Source organism: Microcoleus sp. M2_D5 (assembly GCF_036701935.1).
Classification (GTDB): domain Bacteria; phylum Cyanobacteriota; class Cyanobacteriia; order Cyanobacteriales; family Microcoleaceae; genus Microcoleus.
The window spans coordinates 153,357-167,949 of sequence record NZ_JAUBRP010000003.1; the positions used below are offsets into that span (position 1 = coordinate 153,357).

11 protein-coding genes are annotated in these 14,593 nt (G+C 45.5%); 4 read left to right on the plus strand and 7 right to left on the minus strand.

All coding sequences use genetic code 11. The features are described from left to right. Positions 1-48 precede the first annotated feature (48 nt). On the plus strand, positions 49-471 hold the full coding sequence (locus tag QUA50_RS02235; protein WP_333260667.1) for a hypothetical protein: 423 nt from the start codon (positions 49-51) through the stop codon (positions 469-471). 296 nt (positions 472-767) lie between these two features. Here the strand turns inward: QUA50_RS02235 and QUA50_RS02240 are convergent, their stop codons facing one another. From QUA50_RS02240 to QUA50_RS02255, 4 genes are all read right to left on the minus strand, one after another. Then, entirely contained in the window at positions 768-1,364 is a 597-nt protein-coding gene (locus QUA50_RS02240) for a Uma2 family endonuclease (RefSeq protein ID WP_333260664.1), read from the minus strand. 474 nt (positions 1,365-1,838) lie between these two features. Next, positions 1,839-3,704 (minus strand): ABC transporter ATP-binding protein, encoded by a 1,866-nt coding sequence (locus QUA50_RS02245; RefSeq protein WP_333260661.1) that lies wholly within the window; start codon positions 3,702-3,704, stop codon positions 1,839-1,841. 106 nt (positions 3,705-3,810) lie between these two features. Then, entirely contained in the window at positions 3,811-4,422 is a 612-nt protein-coding gene (locus QUA50_RS02250; protein WP_333260658.1) for a hypothetical protein, read from the minus strand. Further along, on the minus strand, positions 4,419-5,567 hold the full coding sequence (locus QUA50_RS02255) for an AAA family ATPase (protein ID WP_333260655.1): 1,149 nt from the start codon (positions 5,565-5,567) through the stop codon (positions 4,419-4,421). The genes QUA50_RS02250 and QUA50_RS02255 overlap by 4 nt, the downstream gene beginning before the upstream one ends. A gap of 189 nt (positions 5,568-5,756) precedes the next feature. Between QUA50_RS02255 and QUA50_RS02260 the strand changes: the two genes are divergently transcribed. Beyond that, entirely contained in the window at positions 5,757-5,939 is a 183-nt protein-coding gene (locus QUA50_RS02260) for a hypothetical protein (RefSeq protein ID WP_333298449.1), read from the plus strand. Between the two features lie 76 nt (positions 5,940-6,015). Here QUA50_RS02260 and QUA50_RS02265 read toward each other — a convergent pair whose 3' ends face one another. Further along, entirely contained in the window at positions 6,016-8,397 is a 2,382-nt protein-coding gene (locus tag QUA50_RS02265; RefSeq protein WP_333260652.1) for a glycoside hydrolase family 31 protein, read from the minus strand. A 695-nt stretch (positions 8,398-9,092) separates the two neighbouring features. Further along, positions 9,093-9,452 (minus strand): group 1 truncated hemoglobin, encoded by a 360-nt coding sequence (locus tag QUA50_RS02270; RefSeq protein ID WP_333260649.1) that lies wholly within the window; start codon positions 9,450-9,452, stop codon positions 9,093-9,095. A 622-nt stretch (positions 9,453-10,074) separates the two neighbouring features. Between QUA50_RS02270 and QUA50_RS02275 the strand changes: the two genes are divergently transcribed. After that, on the plus strand, positions 10,075-10,686 hold the full coding sequence (locus tag QUA50_RS02275) for a 2OG-Fe(II) oxygenase (RefSeq protein ID WP_333260646.1): 612 nt from the start codon (positions 10,075-10,077) through the stop codon (positions 10,684-10,686). Positions 10,687-10,743: 57 nt separating this feature from the next. On the opposite strand, the gene QUA50_RS02280 is transcribed toward QUA50_RS02275, so the two are convergent. Next, a complete protein-coding gene (locus tag QUA50_RS02280; protein WP_333260645.1) occupies positions 10,744-12,522 on the minus strand; it encodes an SWIM zinc finger family protein in 1,779 nt (592 codons plus the stop codon). A 419-nt stretch (positions 12,523-12,941) separates the two neighbouring features. On the opposite strand from QUA50_RS02280, the gene QUA50_RS02285 reads away from it, so the two are divergent. Next, a complete protein-coding gene (locus QUA50_RS02285) occupies positions 12,942-14,216 on the plus strand; it encodes an alpha/beta hydrolase (protein ID WP_333260642.1) in 1,275 nt (424 codons plus the stop codon). The last annotated feature ends 377 nt before the right edge of the window (positions 14,217-14,593 follow it).

A 14,593-nucleotide genomic window follows, 5' to 3' on the forward strand; every position in this document is an offset into this window, starting at 1 on the left:
TACAAACAAGCGGACATTTTGAGGAAAATTGAGGAGACTGTTGTAACTATGGAAGATTTGCAGTATCTCGCGGCCTGGGTGAAGGAGCAACACGCTCGCGAGTATATTTTGACTTGGCTGCTGAGTCAACAGGGGCTGTGGTGGTCTGATGGGGATATTTATCAGGCCGTTTTGCAAAAGTCGGGAAAGCTGTTGAAAGCTTATGTTCAAAAAAGGCAAGCGGGAGAGTTATTTGAGGGAATTTCTGAGAAGTTGGGAGGAGATGAGAATTGGGATGATTTGGCGGCGAGTTTGGCGCGGATTGTTGCTGTTTATCAAGAGGAATTATCGCATTTGCAAGAGCGCGATCGCCGGGGGGATGGGCTAAAAAAAAATTTGATTAGTCAACCGTTGACTGGAGATCCTTTGCCGCTTTTGGAAGTGCAGCAAGCTTTGCCCGATCCTTATGCGGATACGTTGACGGGGAGATAATTTGCGATCGACTTTTTGGAGGCACAAGAATCTCAGAAACCGGGTTTCTTCCTACATCTCTCGTACTCAACCAAAAATTGTCGCAGAAACCCGGTTTCTCGCCACGCAGTTAATCCCAAAAACCGGGTTTCTTCCTACATCTCTCGTACTCAACCAAAAATTGTCGCAGAAACCCGGTTTCTCGCCACGCAGTTAATCCCAAAAACCGGGTTTCTTCCTATATCTCTCGTACTCAACCAAAAATTGTCGCAGAAACCCGGTTTCTCGCCAGCCAACTAAAGAAAATGGATCGAGATTCAAGGATTGAGAATAGGTGTAATATCTAGAAGAAATCCGGGAAGTACATCTTCACCCGAAAGTGTAGGCGGTTGGTCAAAAGAGAAATTAATCACTTCTGCTACATCTTCAGACAACCGATAGATTTCTACTAAAGGCGTTTGGGGGTCAATTAGCCAACCTAAGCGACAGCCGTTTGTTCGATAATACCGCATTTTAGCCCGCAAGGTTTCTAGGGAATCACTTTGCGATCGCAATTCAATTATAAAGTCCGGGCACAGGGGAGGAAATTTGCGCTTATCTTCTGCGGATAATGCTTCCCAACGTTCTAGGAGTACCCAAGCAGCATCAGGGGAACGCTTCGCACCGTTGGGTAATTGAAAGACAGTGGAAGAGTCAAAGACTTTTCCCAATCGAGTCTGACGATTCCACAAATTTAGGTCTGTAGTCAAATCCGAATTTCTGATGCCGCTTTCGCCGCCTGTTGGAGGCATAATAATTAGTTCTCCTTCGGGGGTTTGTTCTAATCGCCACTCTTCATTAGCGATGGACAATTGATAAAATTGTTCGTCGGTTAAAGCGACGGCGGCAGGTAGGTTGAGAGTTATAGTTTCCATCGTTGATATTATCGCCAACTAGGTTGGTTTTATTATAGCTCGCACTTTCGGACAATTTTCTCAAAAAGGTCGCACGCTCAGAAACCGGGTTTCTTCCGATATTTTTCGTGCGAGGCTAAAAATTTTCGCAGAAACCCGGTTTCTCGCCACGCAGCTAATCCCAGGAACCGGGTTTCTTCCGATATTTCTCGTACTCAACTGAAAATTGTCGCAAAAACTCGGTTTCTCGCCACCTAACGAGAGCAATTAGATCGCAAATCCGCGATAATTGATCGCAATCACCCGCGCCAAATTCCCCACGCTAACCCACAAGTCCGCCGGGGGTTGAAAACCCCCGTCTCATAGCAAAAGTCCTCTCAAAGAGGACTGAAAGACACATTTTTGAACAAGCATTGCAATATCTCCTCAGTCGGTTTCAACCGACTTTTGCTATGAGACAGGGGTTAAAACCCCTGGCGGACTGTTTGTTTAACTCTAAATATAGCTGCTAGCTTGACGGGTGAACATTGAGCAGTAAATTCCGTTTGATGCTATCAATTCGTCGTGAGTTCCTATTTCTGCTATTTTACCGTTTTCCATGACGGCGATACGATCGGCAATTTTTGCTAATCCTAATCTGTGACTGATGACTATTGTTGTTTTCCCGGCGGCTATTTGGCGGAAGATGCTGTAAATTTCGTGTTCTGTCTTGGGGTCTAGGGCGGCGGTTGGTTCGTCAAAAATTAGGACTTCGGCGGTAGAAAGCCGCATTAAGGCGCGGGCGATCGCAATTCTTTGCCACTGTCCCCCCGATAAGTCTATGCCGTCTTCTAATTGTTTCCCCAAGGGAGTCTCTAAACCTGCGGCAAGACTATTGACTTTTGCGCTAATTCCTGCTTCGGAAATAGCTTCGTTAATTGCGGTGTCATCTGACAGGGAAAGCAAGTCGCCGAAACCGACGTTTTCGCGGACTGTGGAGGGGAAACGGGCGTAATCTTGCATGACGACGGCGATGCGCGATCGCACGTATGCTAGAGAGTACGATCGCAAATCTTTGCCGTTCCAGTCGATCGTACCACTTGTCGGGTCGTACAGGCGGCCGAGGAGTTTGCCAAGGGTTGTTTTACCCGCGCCATTTTCACCAACAAGCACTAGCATTTCCCCCGGATTAATCGTTAAATTGATATCTTCAACCGTGCTTTTATTGCTACCGGGATAGCAGAAAGATAGATGCTTAATCTCGATGCCAATTTTATCTTTTGTGGGGCGGGAATCTAGCCCGTCTTCTGGTAAACTAGGGAGGCGAGATGCTACATCCACAAGCGGAGACTGCAATTCTGGTTTGAGTTCTAACAGTTGAAAAATCGGACTAACGCCGAGGGAAATATCGTACAAATTAGCATAATTGCCAATCAATAATTGCAAACTTTGCTCCACCTGAACAATCAAACCAGAATACAGCGCCAAATCTCCCAAAGTATAGCGACCACCCAAAGCTCCCATTACCACATAAACAAATGGCAAAGCTACTCCGATTCTACTAAACACTGACCACAAAAGTAAAACAATTGCTCCTTTTTTTCGGATTTGCTGCATCTCGCTAAAAAATTGCAAAAACTGATCCTGCCAGCGTTTGAGCCAAAGTTCCTGCAAGCCAAACAAACGCAATTCTTTAGCATATTCTTCGCCCGTCAAGACTCTAGCGGATAAGTTCATCTCGCGGCTGATTTTAGCTTGCTTTCTTTGAACTCTCCAGATGATTTTGCTATATTTTCTTTGGATGTAAATTGAGGGACAGGATGAAATCAACATCACCACTGGCACCCACCAAGCTATCGCTGCAGCAAGGCCTATCGATGGAATAAATATAAAAATTCCCGTGATGGTCATGCTGATGGTAAATGCTAGTTGCTGTATTTTGAATACTCCGGTTTTTGCGAGTTCTACTATATTTAATAGTTCCGGGTTTTCAAACAGGGCAATATCGTCGAAATTAGCGACTTTTTCCAGGACTTTTCCTTCGACAAAGCCTTGAACGCGATCGCGCAAAGATGTCGCTGCAAAAGAGCTCATTGTGTCTAGGGCATCGCCGACTAACCTAAGACTTAAGACTCCGGCAATACTCCACAGCAATATTGGCCGGGAAAGCATCAAAGCAAAGGGCTGTGCTGTTTGGGTTTGCGACAGCAACCGAGATACTTCATCGATGATTAATTTATCTAAAAAAAGCACGGCCGATGGGGCAGCACCGCTGATGATGTTGAGTATTATTAAATTGCGGAGTTCTATTGGTGCGGCTTTGATTATCAGGCCCAGGCTGCGCCACAAAGCTTGGAAGGTTGTAAGTTGGATGGGTTGCATTATTTGTGGGTATGTGTCGGGTCTAGTCATCCCCGGACGGTTTATTATAACAGTATTTATTAACTGTTTGCCAAGCATAGACAGGGCGCAGTATTGGTCTTTCTCCTCAATTTTCCCAGGTTGGTTGAAAATTTATGAGTGCATTCATAGCTCGTTCCAAACTGGGGGAATTAGTCTGTGCTGACGCAACCTGCCAACTTTGATTGACAAACTGGATCAGTTGACCATTGTAGTCTTTACCAATTTTTGCCGTACTATTAGGATCGGGGACGATCGCATCCCGCAGATTTCGCTTCTTTGACTTTTTAGCCAAATTGATTAAAAGCTGCTTGGGGTCAGGAATTCGATCCGCGTCGCCAGGAATCAAGTCTACTGAAATACCCAGAAATTGGGCAAAGCCCGCTCGATGTGCAAGTAACCACGCTTCCACTTCTTTAACAGCAATCCGAAACAGCAGATTAGGATGTTTTGGTTGAGTTAACCACTCCGAAATAATTACTAACGGGCATTCTGCATTATCCAAATCAGTTAATACTAAGTATGGCATTCCCTTTGCCGCGTAATTTAATCCAGAAATAATCTTTTTAATTTTGCCATATCCTCTCTGATTCAAGCACTGTCCCACTGAAAAGGGACGTTGAGACTGTTTGAGCATTTGTTTAAGAACTGCTTCACTCAGTGCATCCTCAAACACTAAATTGATGGGAATATCCGTCATTTGAATAAACTCAGTTTTTCAATCGCGGGTGGCGCTGTGAGAGGAAGTGCAGCATCAGCTATGCTTAAACCTCCTTCTAATAGCATTTTGATTTGTTCATTACTTGAAGCAAGTTTTACCTGAGTTCCTTCAGGAGTCGGTGTCATTAGCAGCACCTCTTCGCCGCCAATGCCTTTGTCTGAGAGCAAATCAGCACTATGGGTACTGAGAATAACCTGTCGCTTTCTCGGGCGCTGAAGGCGATAAATCAGAGAGGGTAGATTGCTAACAATAGCCGAATTTAAGGAAAGTTCTGGTTCTTCTAGTAACAATAATGAATCGGATTCTAAGAGTGACCAGAGTAAACCAATTAACCGTAACGTTCCGTCAGAAAATTGGTCTTCCCGTTGTTTTCCTGCTCCGGGCCGCCAATGTTCGTAAACAGCTTCCAAATGCGGAACTCCCATGACATCTTTGGTATCTGTGAGGTTTTTCAATTGTGGGACAGCCAGCTTTAAAGCATCTTCAATTTTTTTTAATCGCGATTTTCTGGTTTTTTCTGTAGTTTTAGCAACTCGCTCTAAAAAAGTTCTCCCAAAAGGATCTTCGGAAAGTCCAGGGGCAGCAAAAGCTTCGGGATGGCGAACTAACTGAGGAATTAAATGTAAATATAAAATCGCTTCTAAAAATTTAGAAATTTCTCTGAATTCTGCATTGGCATTAATTTGCTCTAAATAAGTCTGGGTGAGACGTAGCTCATCTTTGTCATCTTCTTGAGTAGGGCGATTGACAATTTGCTCCTCGCCTTTCCAAACTCGTTCGTAGGCAACAATCGGCTCATTTTTGCCGCCTTTTCTATGTTTAATTCCCAGCCCATACCTCCATAATGGCTGTTGGGCATTAGATTCGGAAAGGTGAATTTCTATTTCTACATCTGAATAACGGCGCGCATAAAGACTGCGAATTTTTGATACGCCACCTCGATCGCTCACGGCTTTCTGCAATCCGCCTCCTGCTTTAGCCAGATCCCGCAAAAAGCGCAATGAATCGAGAAAGTTTGACTTACCACAAGCATTAGGGCCTACCACAAAAACGCGATCGCGCAAATCAACATTCACTGACTGAAAATTGCGCCAATTTTTCAGAGCTATATGGGAGATAATCATATTGATAAAATTTCCATTGTTCTTGTAATACTTTAAAATTATTTCGGTCTTCAGGGGAAACACTATCCTCAAAACCTTTACTTTACAATTTATCCAACCCCTTTGCCGAATTTTTTGGATATTTTTGGGGAATTTCTCTAACCTGTTAACATCTTTGCTACCCTAGAAATGAATTTTATCTAGCTACACATGAATCGCAGACGATCGCCCTTTCCATCTCAAACTCTACCAGATCGAGCGATCGCCCTGAATGAATCCCACCATAACATAAACCGCTTTATGCCAAAACTATCCAAATGTCAAACGCCGCACCGTACCATCATCTGTAAATTGCTGTTAGAACAGGCAAGATGCCTGTTCCACAAAGAATGAATTTCTTGTGGGGTGGGCAGGATGCCCGCCCAGAAAAACCTTATTAAAAAGGGCGCAACATCTCAGAAATATCAAACTATCCAAATGTCAAACGCCGCACCGTACCATCATCTGTAAATTGCTGTTCGCCAACGCCAACAACTTCCACAATAACTTCGCGTTCTGATATCAAAAATTGGCCCTCGCGCGCGGCAATTTCAACGATGATTTTTTCCCCTTCCAAATACACCTTGTAATTGGTCGTTGCCCAGACACCTTTTTCGTGTTCAAAACTGTGTCCGTCGTCCTCATAAAGCGTCCATTCACCGCTTCCGGGCCAAATTCGCATTTTCAATGACTCAAGCGGTTCTTCGCTGACAAACTGCCTCACAGGTGCGATCGCAATTATGCCGCCGCCCCGCACGTAAAGCGGCATTGTCTCCAAAGGTGCATGGGCTAAAATGTGCGTCGGGCCGTGATAGCATTCGCCCGTCCACCAATCAAACCAAGTCCCCTCCGGCAAATACACGGCGCGGTGTTCGACTCCGGGGCGGTAAACGGGTGCAGCCATCAGCGACGGGCCGAGCAATACTTGATCGTAAAGGTGGTAAGTTGTGCGATCGCGCGGAAAGTGATACAGTAGCGGTCGCAAAATCGGCGTTCCCGCCGTCGCTGCTTCCCAAAACAACGTGTAAATGTAAGGCAACAACTGATAGCGCAAATTCATGTACTCGCGGCAAATCTTCTCAGTGCGAGATCCAAAAACCCACGGTTCGTGCTGCGCCGTACTAATCGCCGAATGACCGCGCATCAAGGGATACAGCATCCCCACCTGCATCCACCGCGCGAACAGTTCAGCCGTTGCATTCTCCGCAAAACCGCCGATGTCGCAACCGACAAAGGCCACGCCGGAAAGCCCCATATTGCAAAGCATCGGTAGCGACATTTCTAAGTATTCCCACTGCGATTGATTGTCGCCCATCCATACCGAGGAGTAACGCTGAATGCCCGCAAAACCCGATCGCGTCAGCACAAAAGATCGATCGCGCGTTAGCGAAGCCCTCGAAGAGGATCGCACTTTTTGCAACCCTTCCGCACAAGCTTTCGCCATCATTAAACCGTACAAATTGTGCGTTTCCGCGTGGGTGGCGCCTTCGGATTCCGGGCCTTGCGGTGCATCCATCGGAAACCAGATGTGTTCGTGGCCGTCGCCAAAAGGCCGTTCTGCGATCGAAGGTTCGTTCATGTCGTTCCAAATCCCCGCAACGCCCATATCTGTAAGGTTTTTGTGCAATTCGCCCCACCACTCGCGCACCTCTGGCCGCAGGAAGTCGGGAAACACCGCTTTTTCGGGCCAAACGTAACCGTGGAATAGCCTTCCCTCTGCGGTACGGACGAAATAGTCGTTTTCCACACCCTCATCAAATACTTCATAATCTCCTTCCGGTTCGTACTTGACACCGGGATCGACAATCGTCACAACCTTAAAACCGACTGCTTTCAAGTCTGCGATCAGTTTCGCCGGATCGGGGAAACGCTTCGGGCTCCAGGTAAAAATGCGGTAGCCGTTCATATAGTCGATGTCGAGGTGGATGACATCGCAGGGAATCGCCCGATCGCGAAATTCCTTTGCCAACTCCCGCACAACGTCCTCGGAGTCGTAGCTCCAGCGGCATTGGTGGTATCCCAGCGCCCATTTTGGCGGAAGCGGCATCCGGCCGGTTAACTGCGTGTAGGTGGCGAGAATTTGGGCGGGTTCTGGGCCGTAAATGATGTAGTAGTCGAGTTCCGGGCCTCTGGTTTCCATCCGCAAAACCCCCGGTTGTTCGGCGCCGATGTCGAATTGACTCCAAAATGTCGTGTTGAAGAAAATGCCGTAAGCGCGATCGGGATTCAGGGCGATGTAAAATGGGATAGCCTGGTACATTTCATCGCTGAGGGAATTGTAGTCAAGCGCGTCTATTGTCCAGTTTGTCTTGACTTCGGAGAGTTTGTCGAGAAAGCCGGTGCGTTGTCCGAAACCGTAGAAATGTTCGTCTGGTTCTATGCGTTTCCAGCCTGCGGTTGCACCTGTGCGCCATCCCATACTGGGATCGCAGTCGCTAGCAAAGGGTTTTCCCGATTTGTCAAAGCATTCGATGGAAGTGCGATCGCGCTTGACTGAAATCGTTATTTGTGCTGTTTCAATTTCTATTTTTTCTTCTGTTTCTCGCACTTCAAATGGTGTAATTTCCCACTCTTCGTCAGGGACTGTTATTGAGTGCGATCGGCTTTTGAATTCACCTGTCGGGGACATTCGCACTCGGATTAAATTCGGTGCGAGGATGCTGAGGTTTAGGGAAGTTTCGCCGCAATTAAAGTGAAGGGTGCGTGAAGCGCAGCTATCCCGTAGGGAATCGGTTTTATTTATGGATTCTACCGAACCGATTGTTGACCAAGGCTGTTCCGTTTTTTGCAGTTTTCCGAAGTATTGCGGCATATACGACGATTTGGTAATTGGTAATTGGTAATTGGCAATTGGTAAACCGATCGTGCAATCCGCAGTTAACTGCCGTCATCTAGCTAAAGGATGAATATAACTTCTCAGCCTTTCTTCAAGTGAATTTTAAAATGCGGTGAAATCTACTTCAGCAATACCGTGACTAGCCGAATAAGCTACTCTAAAAAATGAAACAGGTATCGATAAATTAAGTGCCAAATAACAGACGCTTTGCACCATTTTTCATTTTAAATCAGGCTTTAGGAACAGGCATCTTGCCTGTTCCACAAAGACTAAATTTTATTGTGTAACAGGCATCTTGCCTGTTCTTAATAACGGTGCGAGATATCAGAAATAACTTAAATCCGCTACTAGAGCAATCCTTGCAGAAGTCGTAAATTTTGTACCCCACGCCAACCCTCCCCGAACCCGTGGGGAGAAAGTAAGAAATTCACAAATAATGCAAAGATTGCTATATATCGCGCCATTGCTTCCCATAACTCCTACGGGATATCAGTTAAATAACTCTAGCCATCTTCGCCTCAATTGTGCACTCTTCTCTTCTCTTCCTTTGCGTCTTTCCGGTTCATGATATCCTGAAAAAAACGAAGTGGAGCTTTCGCTTCACAATTACGAAACATCCACTTTTAAAACTATTTTAGTGGCTGCAAAAACCGAGTTGCATTCACTCGATCTTACTTGTACAAAACAGCCTCTTTCAAAGTCGCGATATTACCTAGCGCTTCATCGAGATCCTCTTGGGATGCGCCGTGGGCAACTATTGCATCGGTCAAATGCTTCACAATTGCATCAAAGTGTTCAGGCTGTAAATTCAAACCTGCGTGTGCTTTTTCCATTGAACGGCCTGAGTATTGCTTGGGGCCGCCGAGGGCATAAGAGATAAAAGCAGTTTGATGGCGGCGCTGCTTTTCCATATCTGTACGATCGAAGAAGTGGCTCACTATCTCGTCAGCCAAAACATCGCGGTAAAAATCATCCACCATCTCTTTAATGGCTGGCTCTCCACCCATTTTTTCGTACAATGTTGTTGCCATATTGTTTCAGCGAGTTATTTTTTTCACTTACTCTTTAATTATAGCTGGCACTTTTGCTTTTTTCACCCAGTGAAATATTAATTTCATCTGAAAATAATTACTTAGTAAGTGTTGCGACTGCTGGTATTTTTTAGACCACCCTCTATTTGTAAACTTTATTAACGTTTTCTCGCCAGTTAGATATTGTCGATCGCCATTCCAGCATTTTGACCGAATGCACGGATTGCTGGTTTTAGCAAGATGTTTCTTGGACAGCGCCAGCACCCGTTGGTTTGAAAGCTAGCAAACTCAAGAAATCGGTGAGGAAACAGTGGCAGGATGCGATCGCCCCTGCAATTGGACAAGTTAAAATAAATGGGCGATCGGCTGCCCAGCGGCATCATCATGTATAATCGAATTGCAAATACAATCGAATCACCACAACGATCGCGTGTATAGTAATATTTGGCAGTTGCTAGTCGGTTGCAACACTTCCGGGCGATCGCCCGCAGTTAAGAAAAACCTTTAACTTAAGTACGCAGACACAAATAAACATTATTATGTCATTGCGCGGAACGAAGCAATCCCAAGTCTGAGCGATTGCTGCATTCCTATCTGCTGTTTCCTTAAAATTTGACGATTTTTGAGTGCCTTGAAATACTACAGCCAACATCCTAACGCTTTCTCGATCGACTACCTCAACGACTTGCGAGGAGCAATTCTAGCCTCCCCTTATCTAGCTATCAACAACCTCAACCGCGATTTCATTGGCACAAAAGGGTTTTCCGTAGTGTTTCAACGTTCGGAAATCGCCGAAGTAGAACGGCGGTTCCCTTTGTTCAAACCCTATCTAGACCAAGCATTACAGCCTGAATGCAATGCTTTTTACCTCAACCCTTTGTTGCTGGGTGAAGGTTCCCGCGTCGATCCGCATATCGATCGATCTTTGCGATCGTACTGCAAAACAGTTGAACCTCCCGCAGCCGTCAGCGTTTTGTACGTGCAAGTACCGCCGAACTTGCAAGGGGGAGAGTTGATACTGCGGCGCAACAAACAGCAAGTCGGGCAGATTAAGCCGCAAGCCAACTCGCTGATCTATTTTCAAGGAGATTTGACTCACTCTGTCAACGCCGTTAAAAGTACCGGAACTCGTTTGAGTTTGGTTTGCGAACAGTACAGTTTGAGCGAAACAGAAATGCAAGATATTCCAGGATTCACAGTGGAATCTAGGGCCGTGAAAGCAAAAATTAAGTAAGGTTTATTCGATCCGGGGTTGGGTCGCTTTCACTTGGGCTTATGGTAAACTTAAGGCTCAATCTAAATCGGGACTTTTGAGCATTTCCATCAACTTCCGCTTCCGACTGTGTACTTGCATCAGTTGAGAACGATAATCAGACCACTGAAGATTTTGCCCAGTGTGTAAATAGGCAGCGCGGGCTTTTTCCAACCACTTAATCGCAAGATTGTACTCGCTTGATTTCCCTTGATCCATAATCGATGCAGCACGCCCACAAGCATTGGCGATTACCCAATCGGGGCTGTGGCTGATAGCAGCCCCCATTACTCGGTGAATTAGTGCTGAGTGGTAATAACCCAAGCCATCAACAAGGGCGATCGCATCTTCAATCATTCCCTCATCCAGAAAAATATCAACCTTAGCGTCAGTAAAATTCCAACTTTCATAACTTTTCAGAGTTGCTAACAAATCTGCTTTCAAAGTTGACCAACTATCTCTTGCTAACTTTTTTACTAAACTATAATCGCTAAAAGACGGTTTGATTTTAAATATCTGGATTCTAGCATTTAACGCAACTTCGTCTTCGCCCAACTCAACAGCCAACTCACTCATCGATATTGCCAGTTGGTAATGGCAATGACCTGACAAATTTAACCCAGCTTGACAAATTTTCAGAGCTTGTTCTAAGGCTCCATGTTGCTTTAAAGTTTGAACGAGAGCCAAAGCCTCTTCCGCTGATTGCATCTGGGTAGCCGCAGCTTCCACTGCTTCTTCTACTCTCCCCAAACGAGTTAACATCGTCAAGTATTGTTGAGTACAACCTTCTGCTTGCGCTAAGTATAAGTATTCTCGATCGCGTTCCTGGCGATCGAGGATTTGCAAGCGAATCAATGTTAAGTCGCGAGCACATTTTGGTGCGTCACCAGCCCAAACTCCTTGCCCAGTAATGTTTCCTTCAAGTACCTCTTGGAGTAGGGGGTCATCCCAACCTTGGCGTAAAGCTTCCAAACTCATGCTGAAATCACAATCCCATTCATCTTGCCAAGCTTCTAACATCACCTGGAGATCGATCTCTTCTTCAGCAGTTAGTTGAGCCATCAAAATAGCTTCTGTCCAAGCTTCATTCAAAGCGTTAGCTATCTCATAATTTTCAGCGCCATATTCTGCTACATCATTCCAATCTTCAACGCAGGCTGTGGTGATGGCTTCTAAAATTACTAAGGCGTTGTTGCCATCCCCCTCGGCGCTGAATTCCCGGGCTCGCTGAATTACATCTAAAAGTTCTTCTGTAATCGGGTCTTCCTCCCATCCATCCTCCAAATACCTCACAGCCTCTCGCAAAATTCGTCGTACTTGGTGCCGAAAGGGAGCAGGATCGATCGAGGTGTGGCGGGGTGCTTTGGTAGGTTGGTTTGAAGGTGCAGGAATAGCACTTAAGTTAATGTATCGTTCGATCGCATCAATGAGTGATGGTTCTTTTTTTACTAAATGCTGTATTAATTGCTGGGTTTGTACATCGTTGAGGCGATCGAGCAATTGTTCCAATGTCTGGCCCTGCTCAATTATTTCTGGTTGCCGCAGACACAATAACAACGTCGCCACAATGTGTTTACACCAGCCACCGTTATCGTAAGGACAAGTGCAGAATAATGTAGAGGCTAATCCAGCTTCATCAAAGGGCACGGTAACACGGTAGGGTTCTATTTCGGAACCCTCCACTACTGCTTGCACCATATTGCCACGCCGGACTGCCCTAGTAACATTGCCCGCTAAATAGTAAGCTTCACCCCGCTTGAGGGATTGGGCAGAGGTGTGAAGCTCGATCGCTGTTTCACTGAGTTTGGGAATAACCATAAGACTATGCCTCAGCAATTAAAGGATTAGACTCGATTTTACCTGAGAAATACACTTGCTCTACAATTTAATGGCGTCACGATTTGAGCTTTCCCTAAATTTTAATGATCTGTAAAAAACCCGGTTTTTCGACACCCGTGCCTAAGTTATGCCTAACTACCAAAATCGGAATAACAGCCAAACTTTTGATGAGTAACAGCCCATACAGCTAGTTGAGCGGGACAACCTCAGCTTAAAATTGCCACAAACAGCGAACAACCCCAAAGATGAAAATATAAGGATGCAAAGCATTTTCGATCGACGCAGGATGTCGGAGTCAATGAAGCTGCTGGTTTGGTAAAATGCCAGAGGCGATCGCCTTACCAATAAAAACCGCCAGATTAATTTAAACTGATTAAAAATTAGGCTGCGAAAATCCGATGATCCGCAAGAAAAACCGCAAAAAGTTACCCTTATTAGCAGCATTCTTAGTCTCGCAATTTATCCCTTGGTTCGTGAGTACGATCGCGCTATTTCTCAGTCTCTGGATCGTCATACCAGCACCCGCGATGTTCCTGTACCCTTTGGCGGTGGGAGCACCAGAAATCAGCCCTTGGTTGGTCGGTATAAATACGATCGCCCTTCTGCTGAACCTGCTGAGACGGCATCAAGGCAAAGTTTACATTATTTTGTCAATTTGTAACCTGTTCGCCCTAATTCTGAGCCTGCTTCCCCTGATTCAGTTCCCAGCAGCCAATGGAGCCATAGCTACCCAAATGCAAACAGTTTTAGGGGAAAACTATTTAGCAGCCATTCCTGAAACTTATCGCGCCCAGCTACGCCCTCAACCGTTTATCCTCGCAGATGCGTTCCGAGGAATTCCGATTAGAGACGTTAGGATCGATCGGGCTATTGTATTTGCCAACCCTGACGGAGTTTCACTCCAATTAAACCTTTACCGGCCGATGCAAATTGGCAAATATCCGGCGATTATCACACTCTACGGGGGAGCTTGGCAAAGAGGCAATCCCGATTCCAATGAGGAATTCAGCCGCTACATGGCCGCCCAAGGCTATTGTGTAGTTGCAATTGATTACCGCCACGCTCCCAAGTATCGATTTCCTGCTCAGCTTGAGGACGTACAAGCCGCTCTTTCCTATATCAAAACTCATGCTGCTGATTGGTCCATCGATCTCGATCGAATTGCTTTGATGGGAAGGTCTGCAGGTGCCCATTTAGCAATGCTAACTGCTTATGATTCTAGTGTGCTTCCAGTTCGAGCAGTAGTGAACTATTACGGGCCAAATGACCTGATCCGGGGATACAATGACCCACCTTTTCCTGATGCCATAAATGTTCGAGCCGTCTTGCGCGCCTTTCTGGGAGGAACGCCAGACGAACTCAACGAGCTTTACCGTCGGGCTTCTCCCATCAATTATATTAAACCCAATCTTCCCCCTTCTCTACTGGTTTATGCAGGCCGCGACCATATCGTTCAGCCCAAGTTTGGTCGATCGCTCTACCAACGATTGCGAGCAACGGGCGATTCCCTACGGGATAGCTTCGCCGCGCGTGCTATTTTGCTCGAAATTCCTTGGGCTGAACACGCTTTTGATGCAGTTTTTAACGGGCCGAGCAATCAATTAGCTTTGTACTACACAGAACGCTTTTTGGCTCATGCTCTGAAGTCTTCTGATTACCAACCAGTTAAATAAAAGTTTAAAATTTACTCATTTATGCTCAATAAACTGCGGCTATAACAGTTTAATAATTTCCCAAATTTCGTAAAGATTTCTACAGTAAATTGTCGCACCAAATTTTAGAATAGTTGCCAGACTTTATTTATTATATAGCGGTTCTCAAGCGTGGTGAGGTATGCCCCATGCCCCATGCCCCATGCTCTTATTTAAAATCTAAAATCCCAAATCTAAAATCTAAAATCGATATGCCCCATGCTCTTATTTAAAATCTAAAATCCCAAATCTAAAATCTAAAATCGATATGCCCCATGCCCCTATTTAAAATCTAAAATCCCAAATCTAAAATCTAAAATCGATATGCCCCATGCCCCTATTTAAAATCTAAAATCCCA